Source organism: Bacteroides sp. NSJ-48 (assembly GCF_014287405.1).
GTDB classification, from domain to species: Bacteria; Bacteroidota; Bacteroidia; order Bacteroidales; family Bacteroidaceae; genus Bacteroides; species Bacteroides stercoris.
On the sequence record NZ_JACOOD010000042.1, the window covers coordinates 1 to 22463 of the forward strand.

Annotated in this window: 21 protein-coding genes; 5 read left to right on the plus strand and 16 right to left on the minus strand. The window is 44.2% G+C overall.

Annotation, left to right across the window (positions count from 1 at the left end):
• Nucleotides 1-202 precede the first annotated feature (202 nt).
• Nucleotides 203-1096, minus strand: coding sequence for a 4-hydroxy-tetrahydrodipicolinate synthase (gene dapA / locus H8S52_RS15860; RefSeq protein ID WP_060386189.1), 894 nt, complete (start codon nucleotides 1094-1096; stop codon nucleotides 203-205).
• A gap of 103 nt (nucleotides 1097-1199) precedes the next feature.
• Complete coding sequence (gene ligA / locus H8S52_RS15865; RefSeq protein ID WP_186910199.1) at nucleotides 1200-3197, minus strand: NAD-dependent DNA ligase LigA; 1998 nt, start codon at nucleotides 3195-3197, stop codon at nucleotides 1200-1202.
• 98 nt (nucleotides 3198-3295) lie between these two features.
• On the opposite strand from ligA, the gene trmD reads away from it, so the two are divergent.
• On the plus strand, nucleotides 3296-3973 hold the full coding sequence (gene trmD / locus H8S52_RS15870; protein WP_016662592.1) for a tRNA (guanosine(37)-N1)-methyltransferase TrmD: 678 nt from the start codon (nucleotides 3296-3298) through the stop codon (nucleotides 3971-3973).
• A 92-nt stretch (nucleotides 3974-4065) separates the two neighbouring features.
• On the opposite strand, the gene H8S52_RS15875 is transcribed toward trmD, so the two are convergent.
• From H8S52_RS15875 to H8S52_RS15895, 5 genes are all read right to left on the minus strand, one after another.
• Nucleotides 4066-4977 (minus strand): dihydroorotate dehydrogenase, encoded by a 912-nt coding sequence (locus H8S52_RS15875; RefSeq protein WP_186910200.1) that lies wholly within the window; start codon nucleotides 4975-4977, stop codon nucleotides 4066-4068.
• Nucleotides 4965-5741, minus strand: coding sequence for a dihydroorotate dehydrogenase electron transfer subunit (locus H8S52_RS15880; protein WP_186910201.1), 777 nt, complete (start codon nucleotides 5739-5741; stop codon nucleotides 4965-4967). The genes H8S52_RS15875 and H8S52_RS15880 overlap by 13 nt, the downstream gene beginning before the upstream one ends.
• Nucleotides 5742-5813: 72 nt before the next feature.
• The gene (locus H8S52_RS15885) at nucleotides 5814-6272 is read right to left on the minus strand and encodes a helix-turn-helix domain-containing protein (protein ID WP_186910202.1); all 459 of its coding nucleotides are present in this window, start codon (nucleotides 6270-6272) and stop codon (nucleotides 5814-5816) included.
• Nucleotides 6273-7154: 882 nt separating this feature from the next.
• Nucleotides 7155-8174: a DNA polymerase III subunit delta gene (holA, locus tag H8S52_RS15890; protein WP_186910203.1), complete on the minus strand. Its 1020-nt coding sequence runs from the start codon at nucleotides 8172-8174 to the stop codon at nucleotides 7155-7157.
• A gap of 11 nt (nucleotides 8175-8185) precedes the next feature.
• Nucleotides 8186-8962 carry an AMP nucleosidase gene (locus tag H8S52_RS15895; RefSeq protein ID WP_005654223.1) on the minus strand — a complete coding sequence of 259 codons (777 nt, stop codon included), beginning with the start codon at nucleotides 8960-8962 and terminating at the stop codon, nucleotides 8186-8188.
• 96 nt (nucleotides 8963-9058) lie between these two features.
• Here H8S52_RS15895 and H8S52_RS15900 point away from each other — a divergent pair, with 96 nt between their 5' ends.
• Nucleotides 9059-9508: a type I restriction enzyme HsdR N-terminal domain-containing protein gene (locus H8S52_RS15900; protein WP_005654222.1), complete on the plus strand. Its 450-nt coding sequence runs from the start codon at nucleotides 9059-9061 to the stop codon at nucleotides 9506-9508.
• 180 nt (nucleotides 9509-9688) lie between these two features.
• Here H8S52_RS15900 and bla read toward each other — a convergent pair whose 3' ends face one another.
• From bla to H8S52_RS15945, 9 genes are all read right to left on the minus strand, one after another.
• A complete protein-coding gene (bla, locus tag H8S52_RS15905; protein WP_186910204.1) occupies nucleotides 9689-10573 on the minus strand; it encodes a class A beta-lactamase, subclass A2 in 885 nt (294 codons plus the stop codon).
• 71 nt (nucleotides 10574-10644) lie between these two features.
• Nucleotides 10645-13764: an efflux RND transporter permease subunit gene (locus tag H8S52_RS15910; protein ID WP_117859361.1), complete on the minus strand. Its 3120-nt coding sequence runs from the start codon at nucleotides 13762-13764 to the stop codon at nucleotides 10645-10647.
• Nucleotides 13765-13802: 38 nt separating this feature from the next.
• Entirely contained in the window at nucleotides 13803-14900 is a 1098-nt protein-coding gene (locus H8S52_RS15915) for an efflux RND transporter periplasmic adaptor subunit (RefSeq protein WP_117859359.1), read from the minus strand.
• A gap of 71 nt (nucleotides 14901-14971) precedes the next feature.
• Complete coding sequence (locus H8S52_RS15920) at nucleotides 14972-16411, minus strand: efflux transporter outer membrane subunit (protein WP_117740780.1); 1440 nt, start codon at nucleotides 16409-16411, stop codon at nucleotides 14972-14974.
• A gap of 79 nt (nucleotides 16412-16490) precedes the next feature.
• Nucleotides 16491-17321, minus strand: a complete 831-nt coding sequence (locus tag H8S52_RS15925; RefSeq protein ID WP_005654214.1) for a zinc ribbon domain-containing protein — start codon at nucleotides 17319-17321, stop codon at nucleotides 16491-16493.
• 5 nt (nucleotides 17322-17326) lie between these two features.
• A complete protein-coding gene (locus tag H8S52_RS15930; RefSeq protein ID WP_117907702.1) occupies nucleotides 17327-18421 on the minus strand; it encodes a Nif3-like dinuclear metal center hexameric protein in 1095 nt (364 codons plus the stop codon).
• A 44-nt stretch (nucleotides 18422-18465) separates the two neighbouring features.
• A complete protein-coding gene (locus tag H8S52_RS15935; RefSeq protein ID WP_022104346.1) occupies nucleotides 18466-19272 on the minus strand; it encodes an ABC transporter permease in 807 nt (268 codons plus the stop codon).
• 12 nt (nucleotides 19273-19284) lie between these two features.
• Entirely contained in the window at nucleotides 19285-19563 is a 279-nt protein-coding gene (locus tag H8S52_RS15940; RefSeq protein ID WP_117667402.1) for a hypothetical protein, read from the minus strand.
• A gap of 22 nt (nucleotides 19564-19585) precedes the next feature.
• Nucleotides 19586-20206: an ATP-binding cassette domain-containing protein gene (locus H8S52_RS15945; RefSeq protein ID WP_117902382.1), complete on the minus strand. Its 621-nt coding sequence runs from the start codon at nucleotides 20204-20206 to the stop codon at nucleotides 19586-19588.
• 104 nt (nucleotides 20207-20310) lie between these two features.
• On the opposite strand from H8S52_RS15945, the gene H8S52_RS15950 reads away from it, so the two are divergent.
• The 3 genes from H8S52_RS15950 to H8S52_RS15960 all read left to right on the plus strand — a co-directional run bounded on the left by H8S52_RS15950 (nucleotide 20311) and on the right by H8S52_RS15960 (nucleotide 22460).
• Nucleotides 20311-20850, plus strand: a complete 540-nt coding sequence (locus tag H8S52_RS15950; protein WP_005654205.1) for a ferredoxin domain-containing protein — start codon at nucleotides 20311-20313, stop codon at nucleotides 20848-20850.
• A gap of 191 nt (nucleotides 20851-21041) precedes the next feature.
• A complete protein-coding gene (locus tag H8S52_RS15955; protein WP_117986080.1) occupies nucleotides 21042-22157 on the plus strand; it encodes an agmatine deiminase family protein in 1116 nt (371 codons plus the stop codon).
• Between the two features lie 9 nt (nucleotides 22158-22166).
• Nucleotides 22167-22460, plus strand: a complete 294-nt coding sequence (locus H8S52_RS15960) for a hypothetical protein (RefSeq protein WP_117956100.1) — start codon at nucleotides 22167-22169, stop codon at nucleotides 22458-22460.
• Nucleotides 22461-22463 lie beyond the last annotated feature (3 nt).

A 22463-nucleotide genomic window follows, 5' to 3' on the forward strand; every position in this document is an offset into this window, starting at 1 on the left:
TTGTGGAAAAAGAACGGTTTGGTTGGGAATGTAAGGACGAAAATGTAACTTTGCCATAACGAAAAACTTTATGCCTAAAGATACGAAAACTTTGGGTAATAACAAAGCCCGGGCTTGAGAAAGTCTGGGCTTTGCGCATAAAAAAAGGCTGTGTCAGCATTTTGACACAACCTCCTCCATATATACTAAATAAGATTTGTACTCAGCATTTAATATTCAATTCATCCAATATCTTCCGCATTGCTTCAAAAGTCGTGATTCTGGTAGGCACTAATGGTAGGCGAAGTTTGTTCTCAATCATTCCCATTGCATTCAACATGGCTTTTACTCCGGCTGGATTACCGTCTACAAAGAGTAATTTGAATAATTCTGCAAATTTGTGGTGGATGGTCAGCGCATTTGAGTAATCTCCTTGCAATGCCAGACGTACCATACGACTAAATTCACGCGGAAAGGCGTTTCCTATGACCGAGATGATACCAACGGCTCCTAAGGTAATCAGAGGGAAGGTAATGCCGTCATCGCCTGAAATAACGTCAAAATTGGCGGGTTTATTTTTTATGATGTCATCCATCTGGCTGATATCTCCCGATGCTTCTTTAATTGCTATTACATTCTTAAAGTCGCGTGCGATGCGCAAGGTTGTTTCGGCTTTCATATTTACTCCGGTACGTCCCGGTACATTATAAAGTACAATCGGAAGGTCGGTAGCCTCGGAAATCGCTTTATAATGCTGATAAATCCCTTCTTGGGAAGGCTTGTTATAATAAGGAACAACAGAAAGAATGGCATCCACTCCGGTAAAATCGTCATTCTTCAGAGTTTCTACTATAGCACGAGTGTTATTTCCACCTACTCCAAGCAGAATAGGTATTTTCCCATTCACGCGCTCGATAACCATTTTCTTGATTTTCTTTTTTTCTTCTTCAGCCAGCGTCGGAGTTTCTGCTGTAGTGCCAAGTACGCATAAAAAATCAGTGTTGTTTTGGAGCTGATAGTCTACTAAACGCATCAATGCATCATAATCAACGCTTTCATCCTCTTTAAATGGAGTAATCAGCGCTACCCCCATTCCTTTCAATCTAGTCTGTATCATGAGTATTATAAAGTAATCTCTAATTAAACGACTCGCAAAAGTACGATTTTTTTCAATTTACCATACAAATATAAGCCATAAAAAAGCTTTTTGTAGAAATTTGTTAGGATATGAGTGTCAGAAACTCATCTTCGCTCATGAGCTTTATCCCTAATTTATGAGCTTTTTCCAATTTGGCGGGTCCCATATTCTCGCCCGCCAGAATAAAACTGGTTTTGGCAGAGATACTGCCTACATTTTTTCCACCATTTTTTTCTATCAGCTCTTTGTATTCATCTCGTGAATGATGTGTGAAAACACCGCTTATGACAATGGATTGTCCTGCCAACTTATCCGTATATCCGCTTAAATCTTCTTCTCTGCGATAGAGCTGTAATCCGGTGGATTTCAAACGTTCTATCAACTCGCGGTTCAATGGATTTGCGAAATACGTCAGAATGCTTTGTGCTATTTTTTCCCCGATTTCATCGATGTTTATCAGTTTTTCGAGGTTGGCATTTTCCAGCTCGTCTATGTCATTAAAAGACTTGGCTATTTTCTTGGCTACAGTTTCGCCTACAAAACGGATGCCTAAAGCGAAGAGCACTCTTTCAAATGGAACCTCTTTGCTCGCTTCGATTCCTTTGATGATATTCTCCGCTGATTTTTCACCCATACGGTCCAGGTTCTTAATATCATCTGCTGTGAGCTGATATAAATCTGCCGTATTTTTGATTAGTCCCAAACGGTAGAACATATCTACGGTTTCCGGGCCTAAGCCATCTATATTCATTGCCTTACGGCTAATGAAATGCTCTATCTTACCTTTAATTTGAGGTGGGCAGGATGTTTCGTTAGGACAATAATGGGCTGCTTCCCCTTCGTATCGTATCAGTTTACTGCCACATTCGGGACAGTGAGTGATAAATTTCACTTTTTCACCGATAAGCATGCTGCGGGCGTCTTTGTCTACTCCCGTAATTTTAGGAATGATTTCTCCACCTTTCTCTACATAAACCATGTCTCCGATATGTAAATCCAGCCCTTCAATAATATCGGCATTGTGCAGAGAAGCCCTCTTCACGATAGTGCCGGACAGTTGTACCGGATCTAAATTGGCAACAGGAGTTACGGCTCCGGTGCGTCCTACTTGATAAGTGACCTTGTTTAAACGAGTCAAGGCGCGTTCTGCCTGAAACTTATATGCTATAGCCCATCGGGGAGATTTTGCGGTAAAACCGAGGTTTTTCTGCTGGCGCATACTGTTGACTTTTAAAACAATACCGTCTGTTGCTACCGGCAAGTTCTTTCGTTCCGTGTCCCAATATCTGATATATTCAAATACTTCTTCCAGGCTATGAGCCTTTTTCATGTGTTCCGAGGTTTTAAATCCCCAGCCGGCTGCTGCTTGTAAATTTTCATAATGTCCGTCACAGGGCAATTCTTCTCCTAACAGATAATACAAATAGGCATCAAGCTTGCGTGAGGCTACAATAGCGGAATTTTGCAACTTTAAAGTACCGGAAGCTGCATTGCGCGGATTGGCGAAAAGCGGTTCTTCACGCGCTTCTTTTTCCCGGTTCAGTTCTTCAAACACTTCCCAGGGCATTAATATTTCTCCTCTGATTTCAAACAACTCAGGATAGCTGCCGTGGAGCACTAATGGTATCGTGCGGATCGTTTTTACATTGTCCGTTACATCATCACCTTTTTCACCGTCACCACGGGTTACGGCACGTACCAATTTGCCGTTTTCGTAGGTTAGTGAAATGGATGTGCCGTCGTATTTCAATTCACAGCATATTTCAAAGTCTTCGTTCAGAGCCTTCTTCACCCGGTCATAAAAGTCTGTCACTTCACTTTCCGAATAGGTGTTTCCCAATGAGAGCATGGGATATTTATGGGCTACCTGTGTGAAGTTTTTATTCAAATCGCTTCCTACGCGCATGGTAGGCGAATTGTCGTCCTGGTATTCGGGATGTTCCTTTTCAAGATCTTGTAATTCGCGCATCCTGTCATCGAACTCTTTGTCTGATATTTCGGGAGCGTTCAATACATAATAATTGTAGTTGTGCCGATGTAAGTCGGCGCGTAGCTGGTCTATCTTTTCTTTTACTGTCATAACGATTTTGGAGTTTGGACACAAAAATACGGGTTTCTCCCGAATATTTTTTGCTTTTACTCTTAACTTACACTATTTTTGCGGAAAAAATAAAATATATGCGTATTGATATCATTACTGTTCTGCCGGAAATGATTGAAGGCTTCTTCAATTGCTCTATAATGAAACGTGCTCAAAATAAAGGGCTTGCAGAAATACATATTCATAACCTTCGTGATTATACTGAAGATAAATACCGTCGGGTGGATGATTATCCTTTTGGTGGTTTTGCCGGAATGGTTATGAAGATAGAACCTATAGAGCGCTGCATTAATGCTTTGAAAGCCGAACGGGAGTATGATGAGGTCATTTTCACAACTCCGGATGGTGAACAGTTTAACCAGCCTATGGCTAATACGCTGTCTCTCGCTAAAAATCTTATAATTCTTTGCGGGCATTTTAAGGGAATTGATTACCGTATCCGCGAACATCTCATAACGAAGGAAATCAGTATCGGAGACTATGTATTGACTGGTGGCGAACTGGCGGCGGCCGTTATGGCTGATGCTATTGTACGTATTATTCCCGGAGTTATCTCTGACGAGCAATCGGCCCTTTCCGATTCTTTTCAGGATAATCTGTTAGCTGCTCCCGTTTATACGCGCCCGGCTGATTACAAAGGATGGAAAGTTCCGGAAATTTTACTATCCGGTCATGAGGCTAAAATTAAGGAATGGGAGCTGCAACAGTCATTGGAAAGAACTCGGAAATTACGTCCGGATTTGTTAGGTGAGTAATCTGTAAGATGTAAATAAAAATAAAAAGGGCATTCAGTTTGAATGTCCTTTTTTATGAAAATAGTTTGCGAATGGCTATGCTTTGTTATTCGTCATACCTCAAGTGCACCGATTATTTCTTTAACTGACTTATATCCGTGTCTGTTCAGATAGTCATCAATACCTTCTGCGACCTTCACGGTGATTGCCGGATTAATAAAGTTTGCAGTACCGATTTGAATGGCAGAGGCACCTGCGAGCATAAATTCCACAGCATCTTTCCAATTCATGATGCCCCCTAAACCTATGACCGGTATTTTTACTGCCTTAGCAACCTGCCATACCATACGGAGTGCAATAGGTTTCACTGCTGCTCCGGACATGCCGCCTGTTACCGTGGAAAGGATGGGACGTCTGCGTTCTGCATCTACAGCCATTCCTAACAAGGTATTGATGAGTGATACGCTGTCTGCACCGCCATTTTCAGCAGCACGTGCTATTTCTGTGATGTCTGTAACATTGGGTGACAGTTTTACGATAAGTGTCTTTTTGTAAACTGAGCGTACGGCTTTTACCACTTCCTCCGCTCCTTTGGCTGTGACGCCAAATGCCATTCCACCTTGCTTTACATTAGGGCAGGATATGTTTAATTCTATGGCAGGAATATTTACAAGTTCATTAATGATTGCAGCCGTTTCCATATAATCTTCGATAGCAGAGCCTGAAACATTCACAATCATATTGGTTTTTATATCCTTGATACGCGGATAGATATGTTCAACAAAGTAATGTACACCCTTATTTTGCAGTCCCACAGCGTTTAACATACCTGATGGAGTCTCTGCCATACGCGGATACGGATTACCTTCACGTTTGTGAAGAGTAGTTCCCTTTACAATTATACCACCTATTCGCGATATATCGATGAAATCGGCGAATTCTTCACCATATCCAAAAGTTCCGGATGCTGTCATCACCGGATTTTTCATTTGCAATTCACCAATGTTTACACTTAAATCTGCCATAATAGTTTGTTTATATTAAAAACCGGACCTTCTTTACATACGCATAAATGACCTTCTGTGGTATTTTCCACACAACATAAGCAAGCGCCTATGCCGCATGCCATCATGTTTTCTAAAGACACTTCACAATTAGTGCCTTTACTTTTGGCATATTTGGCTACAGCCATCATCATTGGTTTAGGACCGCAGGTATATATTTGTTCGAAGTTCACCTTGCTCAATATAGAATGTTGGGTGACATATCCTTTTTCGCCATGACTGCCGTCTTCCGTGGTGGTATATACATCTCCATAGGCAGCAAAATCTTCTAATTGCAACAAGTCTTTATCGCTTCTGGCACCTAATACGAAGGTGGGTTTGCTTCCGTTTTTCGCCAATTGCTCGCCTAAATACAACATCGGTGCTGTACCTACGCCGCCACCTACTAATAAGAGCTTATCCGAGGGCTTTTCAGGCATTGTGAAGCTGTTTCCTAATGGAAGTACCACATTGATTATATCTCCTTGTTTTGCCGCTCCTAATCGCTTGGTTCCATCTCCTACAAGTTGGATTAGAAACCACACCTCATTCCGTTGTTTGTCTACATAATTAATAGAGATAGGGCGTCGCAGGAAAGTAGTGGGTGAACCGTCTACGCGAATTTCGGCAAATTGTCCCGGAAGCATTTCCGGGAGCAGGGACGGGGAAGTCAATTTCAGCAGCGCATAATTGGCATGCAGTCGGACGTTCTCGGTCACTGTCAGGTCTAAAATATATTTTTTCATATTATCTATAAAGAAGAATTATCTTTTGGCTGCAAAGATACGGGAATTTGTGCAAATAGCCGTAGTTGCCTCTTAATTTTCCGGTTTGAATGTTTCATAAGTATTATCATCAAAGAAAATTCTTATTTCTGTTATTTTTTTAGGCGGTCTTTCTTTATAGATAATTTCTTGTTTTACAACCTCTTTAGGCGTATTTACTGGAGCTTCTAACGCGATTTCCTTGCGATTTTCCGGAGTGCTTGGCTCGTTGGACGGATTTTCCGGATTGTCAGCAAATAAAGGATAGTCGAATCCGTTGTTTTCAACGGATGGAGAATTATTGCTCATGTTTCCTTTTCCTGTTAGCAGCCATTCAAGGTTGATGTCATTATACCGCTTGTGAAGTTTCAGAATGACTTCTGTACTTGGATTATTACGGGAGGCTAATATATGGGAAATAGTGGCTTGAGCTACTTCTATACTTTCGGCAAATGCTCCAGCAGTTAACTGCTCCCTGTCCATTATCATCTTAAATCTATCCTTTATACTCATGGCGTAGATATTATTACAATTGTATAAGTCTTTAAATCCGATTACAAAAGTAAATAATAGGATTTACAAAAGCAAATCACGAGTGTAATATTTTAAAATTTACAATCGTACTCGGCAAATTTACTTATGTCAAGCTTATATTTGTAAAGAGGTTATTTTTCATGAAAAACATCTCTAATATTAGCTTTAATAAAATACATTATTATGCTGATTTACAGTTTAATATATTGTATTATAATAGGAGTATTACAGAAATTACAAATGTTTTGACGTCTATTTCTTATATTTATAATTTAAAAGTCTAATAAATAGTTGTATATATCAGATTTATAATGATATATACTATAATTAATATGTTGTTAACTGCTCACGGGATAAAGATGTGATAATGTATATAATAGACGTAAACGCCCCTATTTACAAAAGTATTAATCATCTATTATGTATACATGTAATATATTTAGCTTTGTAATATATACATTTGTGAATGCCGTGCATTACATTGGTAATGCTTCATAGTTGTATAGTACAACTATTCCTCTATCCGGTTTATAAATCCTGGTAAAGTAATACTCGATTCTAAAAGAAAATAGGTGACAAAATTGGGAAGCAACTCTATGTTATCAGTTTTATGAAGGTCAACAATAAATTCTTTGCTTTATTTCAATATAAATACCCGAATGATTGAAAAGAAACGATTCTCAGAGGCTTATTTTGAATGTATTATACTGTATTATAGTATATTATGTGCATATTTAATTGCCGGATAAATCATGAAAATAGAAAAAAAGGGGGAAAATCCCCCTAAATATGATAAAATGACACATAAATGAATCATTTTCGTATTTTCTTCTTTTATTAAAAAGATATGGAATGAGAAAATCAATGCAGGATTTTAAAGACCAATTCCCGTAAAAGGTCGCTATCGTTTAAGGAAGGGTTTCCTACTCCTTTAGACTTGGCATCTGTATATCGTATCTCTCCGATGATCTGCATGGTTTTTATTCCATTGTACATCCTCATGGCATTTAGATATTCGCGGGACTGCCACGGGCTCTTCAGACCTAAGAATGCTGCGATGCCTTGCTCCGATTTTTCGGGGGCATAATAGGCCAGCATCAGATTGGAAAAGAATCCGAAAAGTAAAGATAAAGTCATTTGAATCGGATTGATTTTCGGATTTTCTTCAAAATATTTTATTATTCTGTTAGCCTTTAGAACATCCTTTTCCACGATGGCGCTGCGGAGTTCAAAGTTATTATAATCCTTGCTGATTCCTATGTTGCCTTCTATCTGTTCGGGGGTGACACGTGTCTGACCTTTTGGAAGTGTAATAATCAGTTTTTCCAGTTCTCCGGTAAGGCGGCTGAGGTCTGTCCCTACGAAGTCGGCAAGCATGGAAGTGGCTTTCGGTTCAAGGTCTATTCCTTTACGTTTCATATAGGATGTGATAAATGCCGGCAGTTGGGACTCTTTCACTTTCCTGGACTCAAACAGTATGCCCGACTTCTCTATTTCAGCTGCGAGTTTTTTCCTTTTATCCAATACGCCATGTTTGTGGCATATTACCAATATTGTAGATAGCAAGGGTTTTTGAAGGTAGTAGGAAAGCTCTTCTATATTGCGTATGTTCTGTGCTTCCTTCACTACTACCACTTGGTGCTCGGACATCATGGGATAGCGTTTGGCTGCATTGATAATTGTAGCCACGTCCACATCTGCGCCATATACAACGGTGAGGTTGAATTCTTTTTCGGTTTCATTCAGTACGTTGTCCGTTATATAATCCGAGATGAGGTCGATGTAATACGGTTCTTCGCCCATCAGGTAATAGATGGGACGATATTGCCCGGCTTTCAGTTCCCTTAAGATATCATCACACGTAATTTCTTGCTTGGCCATATTTCTTGGTTTTACCAGTCGAATTTCAGATGTTTTACGGTTTTCTTCGCATCAATAATCATGCGCAGAGATGCAATGCCGATTTCAACATGTTCCTTTACATAGTTTTGGGTTACTATGTTATCGCTTTTATCGGTTTTGACGCCTTCCGGAATCATCGGTTGGTCGGACACCAGCAACAAAGCTCCGGTGGGGATATGATTGGCAAAGCCGCAACTGAACAAGGTTGCCGTTTCCATATCGACTGCCATGGCACGGGTTTTTTTGAGATACTCCTTAAAGTCCTCATCGTGTTCCCAAATACGGCGGTTGGTGGTATATACAGTACCGGTCCAGTAATCGCGGGCATGGTCGCGAATGGCGGAAGAAACGGCACGTTGCAGCATAAAAGCCGGCAGTGAAGGAACTTCCGGCGGGAAGTAGTCGTTTGAAGTACCCTCACCGCGGATAGCGGCGATTGGAAGGATAAGATCCCCTATCCTGTTTTTCTTGTCGATGCCTCCACACTTGCCCAAAAACAGGCATGCTTTGGGCTGAATGGCACTTAATAAGTCCATGATGATGGCGGCGTTGGGGCTTCCCATTCCGAAGTTTACGATCGTTATTCCTTCCGCACTGGCCGAAATCATATTAGCGTCCCTGCCTAGTATGGGAACATTGAATTTTTCGGCAAAAATTTCGACATACTTGTTGAAGTTGGTCAACAGAATATACTCTTCAAAATCCTCCAGGTTACGTTTTGTGTAACGGGGCAGCCAATTAGCTACGATTTCTTCTTTTGTTTTCATAAGATTTCATTAAATTTGTTCCGTAAAACCGTTAGGGAACGATTATTTAACTCACAAAAATACAATAAAAAAGTAAAAACAAGAAATTAAAATAGAATGTTCTCACTGAACCTGCCGGCGTTTGAAGCCAAGATTATTACAAGGGATGGAAAAAGAAGTATTTTTGATGTTATTCGCCGCCGATATGTTGCCTTGACCCCGGAAGAATGGGTGCGGCAGCATTTCGTACATTTTCTCATGACGCATAAGGGCTATCCGCAGGCACTGATGGCAAACGAGGTGCAGGTGCAGTTGAACGGTACTAAAAAGCGCTGCGATACAGTTCTTTACAGGCGTGACCTTACGGCACGCATGATTGTGGAATATAAGGCTCCCGAGGTGGAAATCACTCAGAAGGTCTTCGACCAGATTACCCGTTACAACATGGTGTTGAAAGTGGATTATCTGATAGTAAGTAACGGTATCCGGCATTATTGCTGCCGTATGGATTACGAACAGAACAGTTATACTTTTTTACAAGATATTCCAGACTACGCAAGCCTCTGATTTTACCGGCTGAATGAACCGTAATGAATCAGGGAATGAGAGGCAATGAGTTAGGGAGTGAATGCCTTTCACTCCCTAACTCATTACATCCCCTTTCAGAACACCTTCCTGAGGGGATTGAAAAGAACGGCAACCATGTTAAACACGATAGCAAAAAAGATGCACTTCTCCCACTCTTTCCTACTTCATTTCGTCGTATACCATCCGGGAAATGTGTGCGATGATGGCGGCATTCTCTTCGTCCGTTTCACTTGAGTCCGTTACGAAGACAGCGATATAATACTTCTTGCCACCGGGCATGATTACTATTCCGGCATCATTATCTGCCGTCTTCACGCCTTTCGAATTACGGTCAGAAGAACCGGTTTTATGCCCCACAACCGTATTGGAAGGCAATAAGCCTTTTAGTTTGTTGCTTCCTGTGGTTGTTTCTGTCATAGTTTTCCAAAGGAAATCCCGGTACACGGGGGCGAATAAATCTTTCTCATCGGCCATTTTCAGTAACCGTACCATTTCAGAGGGGGTGCTCCAATTGGAGTATGCCTTTGGGGGATTCCGGTGCATGGAGTCTTCCGTTTCGGACAAGTTGAAATCATTGATGCCCAATTTCCTGATGTACTGATGAATATGCCCTATTTCACCGGCATATTCTATGAGGATGTCGCAGGCATTGTTATCGCTTAGTGAGATGCTGTATTGTAAAAGCTCTCCCAATGATATATCCAGATCTTGACCGGAATGCTTTTGCCGCAGCGGACTGTAGGTATTTGGCTGTAATTGGGAAGCTTTTACATGAACAATATGTTTCAATGGGATTTCCTCTCTGTTCATTTTATCCAATACGGCCAGGGCTACATGGAATTTGAATACGCTCAGAAGCGGATAGTGCATCTCGTTGTTGTGCAGTATGGTTTCGTCTTTGTCTGTCAGTACGGCTACGCCGACCGTGGCTTTCTTCCCTTTAAGGAAACCGGCAATTTTGCCTTCCAATGCCTGCTGTTGTGCTTGTAGAACGATGTTTATGCTGAAACACAACACGCCTATCAAAGTATATCTAAGCTTCATATTATTAATTTCATACATTTGTTCGAGTCACAAATGTATGAAATTAATTTAAAGAGAAAAACTGCATTTCCTTATTTGCCCTTATTTTTTCCGAATTTTTCCTGCAGCTTTTGCATCAGCTCATAGAAGTTGGGAATATAGACCGTTGCCAGCAATGTATTCAGCGCCATACCGAATACCACTGCCGCTCCAAGGGCGACGCGGCTTCCCGCTCCCGCCCCTGTGGCGAACAGAAGCGGCATAACTCCCAATACAAACGCCAATGAGGTCATCAGAATGGGACGAAGCCGGATATGTCCTGCCTGGAACGCGGCGTCACGGATACTGTTGCCCTGTGCACGGAAGTCGCGTGCAAACTCCACAATCAGGATACCGTTTTTGGCGGATAGCGCCACTAACAGGATTATACCGATTTGCGTATAGATGCTGACCGGAGTTCCCATCACATAGCAACCCAGCATTGCGCCGAGTAATGCCACCGGAATTCCCATTACTGCTGCCACCGGACTTGTCCAGCTTTCATACTGTGCGGCAAGTACAAGGAAGGCTACTAACAACGCCATGATAAAAACTACGGTAGTGGTGGTTCCTGCCTGCGTTTCCTGGTAGGCAACGGAAGTCCATTCATAGCCGAATTCATTGCCGAGTTGGGTCTTTATCAAGTTTTCCGCCTGCTTGATGGCTTCTCCGGAACTGCTTCCCGGGGCTGCATTGCAGGTGACGGATGCGGTAGAGTACATATTATACCGGTTGATTTGATCCATACCCAGTTGCTCGTCTATCTGTGTGAAGGAAGAGAAAGGAACCATTTCTCCCGAAGCATTGGGTACGCCTAACTTGAGGACGTCGTCGATAATGCGTTGGGCACGGTCGCCGGCACCCAGTTTCACCTGATATATACGTCCGAACTGTACATAATCATTAACGTAGGCTTCTCCCATATAATATCCTAAAGCCGTGAAAACACTGTTCAACTGTATGCCCATCAATTGCACTTTGTCGCGGTCTATATTCAGGAAATATTGGGGGACATTGGCCTGATACTGGCTGCTGACGGATGCCAAAGCCGGATAATTGCGGTAATTTTCCATTAAAGTTTCCACGGCACGCTGCATTTCGGTGGCGCCGAGATTGTTACGGTCTTCCAATTGCAGTTGCAGTCCGCCGGTAGCGCCCAGCCCCGGAATGGCAGGCGGAACCATTGCAAAGACCTCAGCTTCCTGAATGCCATAGGCTTCCATGTTGAAACGATCGACAATGGCCGCTGCTGTGTGTTTTTTCCCCTTACGCTCATCCCAGTTTTTCAGGACTACGAAGTAGGTAGCGGCATTACTCTGCTCTCCGCCACCCATAACGGAAAAGCCGGATATGCCGATGTAATCCTTTACTTCGGGATAGGTGTCGAGCAGAGCGTTTATTTGTTTCCCCACCTCTTGCGTGCGCTCCAGGCTCGATGCGGGTGGAAGTTGCACAACAGCGAGGAAATATCCGTCGTCTTCTTCCGGTATGAAAGTAGAGGGCCACTTAACGAACAGCAACACAGCGATTATCGTAAATGCAGCGTATGAAATCACTGCGGCAAAAGGTCTTTGCAGCAGATAGCCTACTGTTTTGTCATACATTCCTTGTGTCTTGTCATACAGACGGTTGAAGCCTTTATACAGAGGGAATTTCGAGGGTTTGGTGGGCTGGAGCATCAATGCGCAGAGTGCGGGCGTCAGCGTCAGTGAGTTGATGCCGCTTAGCACGGTACTGGCAGCAATGGTCAAGGCAAACTGCTTGTACAATTGTCCCGAAATCCCGCTGACAAGCATGGTAGGGATAAATACGGCAAGCAACACCAGCACTACTCCCACAATGGGGCCTGTAATCTCTTCCATTGCCTCGGTTACGGCTTGCCGGGCGGTATACCGTCCCGTATCCAACAGACGTGTGGAGTTTTCCACGACCACAATGGCGTCGTCCACCACGATGGCAACCGCCAATATCAGCCCGAACAACGTTAAAGTATTGATAGAGAAACCGAATAATGACATGATTGCTAACGTACCGATCAGTGAAACGGGAATTGTGATACAAGGAATGATGACAGCCCGCCAATTCTGCAGAAAAAGGAAGATTACAAGCACTACCAATAGCGTTGTTTCAAAGAAAGTTACCATTACTTCATCGATGGATGCATGGATAACGTCTGTTGTATCGAGCGTTACATTATATTGTACACCTGCCGGAAAATTCTGCGATAATTCCTGCATCTTCGCTTTGACGCCCGTCGATACATCCAGTGAATTACTGCCCGGTTGCTGGTAGATGGCGATGGCAGCCGTAGGCTTTCCGTCCAGTTGGGAAACAACGCTGTAAGATGCCGATCCCAGGTCTATATGGGCTACGTCACGCAGACGGAGAATCCGCCCGCCGCTTTCCGTACGGAGGATAATGTTACCGAACTCTTCGGGTGAAGTGAGCCGCCCCTTTACAGTCAGGCTGTATTGATAGGCATTCTTGTTCTCATTTCCGATGGGTTGTCCTACGTTGCCGGCACTGACCTCTACATTCTGCGTCTGAATAGCTTGATACACATCAGCCGGTGAGAGATTGCGGATGCGCATGGCGGCAGGGTCGAGCCAGATACGCATGGAATAGTCCCCTGCCCCCATTACGTTGACTGCACCCACACCGGGCACGCGGGTCAGTTGGTCTACGAGGTTCAGTTTGGCATAGTTGCTGAGGTAAAGACCGTCGTAATCTTTGCTGTCAGACTTCATGGTCAGGAACATAACGATATTGCTGGACTGCTTCTGCACCGTAACCCCCTGCACTACTACGGGAGCAGGCAGCGATGACTGTGCTACGCTGACGCGGTTCTGTACCTGTACGGTGGCCATGTCGATATCTGTACCTACTGCAAAAGTGACAGTGAGCGAATACGCTCCCGATGAGGATGAGTTGGACGACATATAAAGCATTCCGTCCACTCCGTTGACCTGCTGTTCGATAGGAATGCCGACGGTTTGAGCTACCGTCTGCGCATTGGCTCCGGGATAAACGGCGCTCACCTGCACCGTAGGCGGTGTTATGTCCGGATATTGCGCAATGGGCAGAATACCCAGTGTGACCAGTCCCGCTACGACGATGAGCAGTGCCAGTACGGTTGCGAATATGGGGCGGTCTATGAAGAATTTTGAAAACATGATTCTTTGGTTTTGAATGGTTATATATACAGTGTGGATTATTGAACGGGATTTATCCGCATGCCGTTTCTGACTTTCATCAGGGCTTTCGTCACATACCGCTCCTGCGGGGAAAGTCCTTGTTTTATCTGGCGCAGACTGTCACCTATCAGTTGTCCTGTTTCGATGTGACGGTAGTGTACGATGTCCGAGTCGTTGACTACGTACACGTATTTACCCAACTGGTCTGTGCCGATAGAAGCATCGGGTATCAGGATTGCGTTTTTCTGTTTTCCGTAAGGCAGCGTGATGCTGACATAAAGCCCGCTCTTCAAGATTCCTTTGGGATTATCCAGCCGGGCACGGATATTCAGCGTCCCGGTGTTCAAGTCTACATTGGGCGACAGATAATCCAACTGTGCCGGGTAATTCAGTATGCCGTCTTTCCCCAGGCTGACGTTAACTTGTTTGGGAATGCTGTCTCCTTGCTGCAATAACATGGCAAGCCATTGATTGTCGGCTACATTAAAATAAGAGTACAAGTGATCGTCCTTATAGACAGTGGCCAAAGTTACAGGTTGTACGCTGCCGTTTATATAGCTTCCTGCATCTGCAAGGTTGCGGCTGATTGTTCCGTTGAACGGGGCACGTACCGTACAGTAACTCAAATTGGTCCGTGCCGTATTTAATGCAGCTTCGGCATTGCTTACCGCTGCCAGCGAAGTAGCTACATCCGACTTGGATTGCAATACCTGTATCTGGCTGACGGCATCTGTTTTTGCTGCTTCCTGCATACGCGCATAATTACTCTGTGCATATTCAAGATTGGCACATGCCGTATTCAAAGCGGCTTCCGCTTGCCTCACATTATCCTGATAAACAGTAGGCTCAATCTGGAAGAGCACCTGCCCCTGGCGTACCCGGCTGCCGGGTGCATAGGCTATGGTCTGCAACGTTCCGCTGACTCTGCCCACTAAATCCACTGTTTTTTCAGAAGTCAGATAGCCGGGATAGTTTTTAGTAAGCGTAATATCTTGCACGCTTGGGCGGGCTACACTGATTTCCGGTACGGGCATTGCATGCGACGTTTCTTTTTTATTCCCGCATCCTGCCAACAAAGGTAGGGCAAGCAGGGCGATGTACATTTGATTTTTCATATATGGTTCAGTTTAAATTCAGTTGAATATTATATATGTTTATTTATGACTTGCAGCTGATGTACCTAAAATCATAATCCTGAAATGATGTTTCCGTACCCTCCCCCTAATGCTTTATAGAGAGAGATGAGTTCCTGCAGTGAATTTCCTTGTGCTTGCGTCAGTTGGTTTTGATAAGCCAGCAATGAACGAAGGGCATCCAGGACATTTTGAAAAGGGGTTAGCCCCTGCTTATAAAGGTCTAATGACAGCTTCAACGTCTCCTCTCCCTGATTGCATACTTCGCGCAGGGCTACAATCTGCTTGATGGAATTGCGGTAGCCGTTCATGGCATTGTCTGTTTCCTGTACGGCTGTGAGTACGGTTTGGTTAAACTGATGGATAGACTCATCCAATTGCGCACGTGCCAGCCGGGTGGCATTAACCAGTTTTGTACCGTTGAAGAGTGTCCAACTGAGGCTTGGCGCTATTTCAAACGTCATACTGTTCCGTTTGGTGAAATCTTTCAGGTCATGGGAAGAATATCCTACGGAACCTTTCAGGAAAACCTGCGGTAGCCAATCGCTTTTAGAAGCACCGAGCAGGGCCGCCTGTGCGTTGATTTGCCGTTCGGCCTGCCGGATATCTGGACGACGGAGCAGCAAGTCGGCAGGAATACCTATGCCTACAGGTTCCATATAGTCGGGAAGTTTGCCGTTCTGTTCCAATGTGGGACGAAGGTCTTGGGGATAAGTTCCGAGCAGAATGGCCAGAGTGGTGATGTATTGATTGATACCTGCCTCCAGTTGGGGAACAGACGCTTTGGTACTGTAATATACGGACTTGGCTTGAGACACATCCAGCTTGGAAACCAATCCGGTTTTGTAGCGCACTTGGGTAATCTCAAGCACTGCGGCTTGCGTATTGCAATTGCGGATGACCACATTTAATTCCTGCTGTAATTCACGCAGCCCGATGTAGGCCGATGCTACCTGCGCGCATAGCGATATCATGACAGAGGTATATTCTTCCTTGCTGGCGGCAAAATTTTCACGTTGCGCTTTTACCCGTTGCCGGATACTGCCGAATATATCCAGTTCCCAGCTTGCATTGAGCGAGGCGCTGTATGCTCCGGTTATGGATTGCGGTGCTTCACTTACATTGCCGCTGCTTTGCTGGCGTGCCCATCCGCCATTCAGGGAAACGGAAGGGAAGAAACTCCCCCGCTCTATCCGCCAATTGGCTTTAGCCATATCCATGCGGTCTATGGCTGAAAGCACCGAAAAATTCCCGGCGGATGCCGTTGCTATCAGCGAATCGAGCATCGGATCGCCAAAGGCTTTCCACCATTTATCGTCTACCGGCTGTATTTGGCTGCCGAACAGATTATCGTCTCCGGGAATGGTATGGGCAGTGCCGGTTCCCCAGCCTTGCGGAAGCGGCTTTTCCAAGTAGCTATTGCCTTTTTGCGCCCATGCCGCAAAAGAGAAACATAGAATGAGCAATGTACTGCTCCAAGCTTTTAGAGTCATAAAAAAAGGTTTAAGTTGTTATTTTATGGGATTGATAACAACCTAAACCTTTATTTGTTTATTGCGATTCTTGCGGAATTTATTCAGCGTCTGCTGCTTTCTTTCTGCTTCTTGTCGTCTTTTCCTTTACCGGTTCTTCTTTCACTTCCGGAGCGATACCTGCCAGTTCCGGGTCAATCATGATACGTCCGCAGTACTCGCAAACGATGATTTTCTTACGTGAACGGATGTCCAGTTGTCTTTGGGGCGGGATCTTGTTGAAACAGCCACCGCAAGCATCGCGCTGTACGTAAACGATACCCAGACCGTTGCGTGAGTTCTTGCGGATACGCTTGAAGGATTGAAGCAGACGCGGCTCTATTTTAGTTTCGAGTTCTTTGGCTTTGTCTCTCAGCTTTTCTTCTTCCTGTTTGGTTTCGGAGATGATTTCGTCCAGCTCATTCTTCTTTACTTCAAGGTCTTTTTGTCTTTCTTCCAAGGCAGCGGTACTGTCTGCGGCTTCCTGAGACTTGACTTCTTCATCGGCAGAGAACTCTTTGATTCTCTTTTCGCAGAGTTCGATTTCCAAGGTCTGGAACTCGATTTCTTTGCTCAGGAAGTCATACTCGCGGTTATTGCGCACATTTTCCTGCTGCTCTTTATATTTGGCTACAGAAGCCTTTGCGGTTTCGATTTCCACTTTCTTCGTTGCGATAGCAGATTTCAAATCGGCAACTTCCGACTGGATTCTTTCGATGCGGGTGCTCAGACCGGCAATTTCATCTTCCAAGTCTTGCACTTCCAAAGGAAGCTCGCCTCTCAACGTCTTGATTTCATCAATTTTAGACAACATGGTCTGTAGCTGGAACAAGGCTTTTAATTTCTGTTCCACTGTCAATTCCTGGGGATCTTTTTTTGCTTCTTTAGCCATTTTAATTACATGTATTTTATGGGATTTGTATTTATCTTGCTTTGTTGTACTTCAACATTAGGAAATAAATCCCGGATTATTGTATAAAATATTTCTTTTGTATATTGTTCGCTTTCATAATGCCCTATCTCTGCCAGCAGAATATCTGTGTCATGGCCGAAATAATCGTGATACTTTATTTCACCCGTGATGAAAACATCCGCACGGTTGCGTATGGCAAGCGGCATGAGAAAAGCTCCTGCACCGCCACACAAGGCAACGGTCTGTATCTCCCGCCCGGTGAGCCTGTTGTGTTTCAAACAACCCACTTCAAAGGTTTTCTTGATACGCTTTAGGAACTCCAACTCGGTTTCTGGAGTTTCCAATTCGCCGATAACGCCTGCTCCGGCTTGTTGCCAGGAGTTCTGCAACGGATATAAATCAAATGCAGGTTCTTCGTACGGATGTGCGGCAAGTAACGCTTTGATAACTTCTGCTTTCCGGTAAGTCGGCAGAATGGTTTCGATGCGCGTCTCCTTTTCCACATGCAGCTCGCCGATTTTTCCGCAATAAGGATTGGCGCTTTCAAGAGCACGGAACATCCCCTCGCCTTCCACATTGTAGCTGCACGAATCATAATTGCCGATACATCCGCATCCGGCAGATGCCAATGCTGTGCGTACTTCTTCCGCCCGGGTTACGGGAACAAATGTAACCAATTTCAGCAAAGCGTTTTCCTTAGCTTCCAGTACACGTACATTCTTCAATCCGATTTTTTCGGCAATCTTGAAATTCACTCCTTCCGGCGCATTATCCAGATTAGTGTGGGCGGAATAGATGACAATGTCGTTCTTGATAGCTTTCAAGATACAACGCTCCACGTAATCTTTTCCCGTAATGGATTTATAACCCTTAAAAATAAGCGGATGATGCGATATCACAAGATTATATCCTAACGCAATCGCTTCATCCAGTACGGCTTCAGTAACGTCAAGACACAACAAAGCCCCTGTTGCTTCCGCATCTGTCAATCCGATTTGCAGGCCGGCATTATCAAATCCGTCTTGCAATGGCAGAGGCGCGAACCGTTCAAGGGCGCTTACTATCTCCTTAATTTTCATTATCAGTAGAAAATTTGGTTGCAAAGATATGAAAAAGTAGCGAATTACGGCTTACTTTTACCTTTTTTTTCTACCATGACCGGCCGTAGCTTTCCATAAGCGTCGAAAGACTTACGCGAAGCCAGTGAAATGGTTATCATCAGCGAAAGCATGGATGCCGTAAATGTGATAACCATAATCATCATCTGATATTTGATGGCGACATTCGGACTGCTTCCCCCTAATATCTGTCCAATCATTGTTCCGGGAAACGCTACCAAGCCCATGACGGAGATATTGGCGATGAGCGGACTGAATGCCTTGATAATAGCCTGACGGATAAACGGCGCCTGCGCTTCTGTACGGGTAGCCCCGTTGCCAAGCAGATAGCGGTAAAGCTGTTGCTCGCGTTTCAATCCGCTATAATAGGTATTCAGGGCTATAACATTGCTGGATAGCATGTTTCCCATCAGTATGCCGAAAATAGGGATGAAGTATTGAGCGCTGAATACATTTTCAAGACGCAACACGATTCCTATAAAATACATCCCCACGCATACTACGCTACATAGGAAACCTACGGATATAGGTATCAGCAGTATCTTGCGCTTCAGTTGTGTACGCGCCAGTGCCGTTTGCGAAGCTACGAGTATCATGACGATTACCCACAGGAAATTAATCCACGGATTATTCCAAAGAAAAAGGTATTTCAGATAAATGCCGATGAAGAAAAGCTGCACAATCATGCGTGCCGTACCGATAAGGGTTGCACGTAGCAGGCCGGTCTTGAATTTCCATATATAGAATAATGGGATTGACAACAAGAGCAGTCCGATGCCCAAGCTGAGGTATGATATGTCGATAGTTCCCATGAATACTTTGAATTAGCGGGTAAATATGAAAACCAATACAGATGCAATAATAATGCAAACTCCCATAACAATCAGCATCATGCGTACGGTATGTTTCTGTTCGGAACATTCCTTTTGCCGGGTAAGTCTGGTTATTTTCTCCATATCTTCTGCGGTTGTGTTGTGGGGCATGCCGCACCCTTTGTGCATTTTATCCAAACGTTCGTTGAGACGTTCCCGGCGAAGAAGGCGTAAATTGCGGTTCTCCTTATCACGGCGTATCATATCAAAAACAAATCCGGCAAAACTCATGGCTTTATTTTTATCAGGTTTATTACATTATTATATGTCTGTCGCATCCTTTGGCGAAACCCATGTCGTGCGATACCGCCAGTACGGCGGTTCCCTTTCGGGTTTGATGCCGTAAAAAGGCAAGAACTCTTTCCGTAGAGCCCGAATCAAGTGCCGAAGTTGGCTCGTCCACAATGATTAACGGCTTGTTGGTCATGGAAGCTACAGCTATCATCATACGTTGGCGTTGGCCGCCGGATATTTCATTTACACGTTTATAATATAGCTCTCTTTCCAATCCTAATTCTTCAAAGCAATTGAATAATTGCCTTTCGGAGAACGGTGTGGCTCGATTGGCTTTCAGGCTGAAAGGCAGTTGTATCATGTCTTTTACCCATTCTAACGGTAGTGCCAATTCTTGTGGAATCCAGGCTATTTGTTTGCGAATAAGGTCTATGCTGTTTTTATCCGATACGATGTCATTGACCGTAATACGTCCTTCTTTTAATGGAGTAAATCCCAGTATGGCATTGAGAAGAGATGTTTTTCCACACCCCGACGAGCCGGAAATGCTGGCAATCTCTCCCCTCTCCAATTGCAGGTTGAAGTTGGAGAATAGCACATCATTACCGTATGCAATACTGGCATCCTCTATTTGTAGCATAAATAAATTCTTTAGTCGTTAGTTGCAAAGGTAAGGAAAAAAGATTTGCATACATAACTTTATACTTTTATCTTTGTGTCACTAATTAATTCGGGAGAAAAAGTATGATACAGAACGAACGGGATTGCCGCCATGAACATGTGCTGGGCGTGGCAAGGCAAATGATGACTGCCGCACGCACAGCTCCTAAAGGGAAAGGTGTAGATGTAATAGAAGCAGCACTGGTTACAGGAGAAGACTTGAAAAAGCTTTCAGAAAAAATGAATGCCATGGCAGAAGAACTGGGTATGAAGTTCTTTCTGCGTGATGCGGCAAATGTCCTGCAGGCAGAATGTGTCGTTATAATAGGTACGCGCGAGCAGGCGCAGGGATTGAACTGCGGTCATTGTGGCTTTCCTACTTGTGCCGGGCGTACGGAAGGTGTGCCATGTGCCTTGAATACGGTTGATGTGGGGATTGCCGTCGGCTCCGCTTGTGCCACGGCTGCCGACATGCGGGTAGATACCCGGGTAATGTTCTCTGCCGGACTGGCCGCACAGCGAATGAACTGGCTGAAAGATTGCAAGACTGTATTCGCCATTCCGGTCAGTGCCTCTTCCAAGAACCCGTTCTTTGACAGGAAGCCTAAGGAAGAAAAGAAATAAAGTGCATTGCCGAACCTGAAGTTGAGCACGGGAAACGTAAAGTTGAACTTTAGCGGCGTAGAGTTGAACTTCAGAACTCTAAAGTGGCACTTTAGAAATGCAGAATAGAACTTTGCGTAAATTAAGATTAGGAGGCATCAGTATTCAGGCTTCATTATCTTACTTGACGAATTAAATAACTTAGAATTGATATGGGATATTTTGTTGGAATTCCATTGGGCGGAGCTGCCGAAAAGGACTGTCAGGTGCGTTTCGGTAAGAACATGACCTTTCAAGTGGAAACGCGTGCTCCTCACCTGCCGGCGGAGTGGGCACTGCAGAGTGGCGTACAGCTTACATGGCCTCATGCGGATACGGATTGGGCCTATATGCTTGAAGAAGTGCAGCAATGTTTTATTGCCATTGCTTCCGAGATAGCCAAGCGGGAGTTGCTGTTGATTGTAACTCCGGAACCTGAAGAGGTAAAAAAGCAAATTTCCGCGACAGTGGATATGGATAATGTTCGCTTCCTGAAATGTGAAACGAATGATACTTGGGCACGCGACCATGGAGCTGTCACTATGGTAGATACGGACGGTCCGTCTCTGCTTGATTTTACTTTTAATGGCTGGGGACTGAAGTTTGCTTCGGATAAAGATAATCAAATTACGCGTCGGGCTGTTGAAACCGAAATCTTAAAAGGCCGGTATATAAACCGTTTGGGCTTTGTGCTGGAAGGCGGTTCCATTGAGAGTGACGGCATGGGAACATTGCTTACCACTTCGGAATGCCTGTTGTCGCCTAACCGTAACGGCCAGTTGAATAAGGTGGAGATTGAGGAGTATCTTCGGTCTACATTCCATCTTGAACGGGTACTTTGGCTGGATTACGGTTATCTGGCCGGAGATGATACGGACAGTCATATAGATACGCTTGCCCGTTTTTGTTCGCCGGATACGATTGCCTATGTGCAGTGCAGGGACGTGAATGACGAGCATTATGAGGAGCTGCATCGAATGGAAGAACAGCTTAAAACGTTCCGGACACTTGCCGGAGAACCTTATAGACTGTTGGCATTGCCGATGGCCGATAAGATAGAAGCGGAGGGCGAAAGGCTGCCGGCTACGTATGCCAACTTTCTGATAATGAATGATGCAGTGTTATATCCCACATATAACCAGCCGGAGAATGATATGCATGCCAAAGAGGTGTTGCAAATGGCTTTTCCCAAGCATGAAATTGTAGGTGTAGACTGCCGTGCTTTGATAAAACAACATGGCTCGCTGCATTGTGTCACGATGCAATATCCGATAGGAGTAATCAGATAATAGAAAGGTATGAAAGTTATCAATTTCGTTTTTTGTGGGATATTTGTAGCCATGTATATAGCAGGTTGGCTCTTTCCTAAGTTTCGGCGGTATATTAAAAAGAATATATGGTTGGATAACTTACCGGGAGTGTTGGAGCTTATCTTCTTTATAAATCTCTCCGAATATCTTTTTGTAGAGCAATGGAATTGGGAATATGGCGAGGTTCTTTCCTGGATTGCTCCTGTTCTTATTGTTTTGGTAACTTCTTATTGGTGGGATAGATTAGACCGGAAAAATAAAAAACATTTAAAAGAAATATAGATT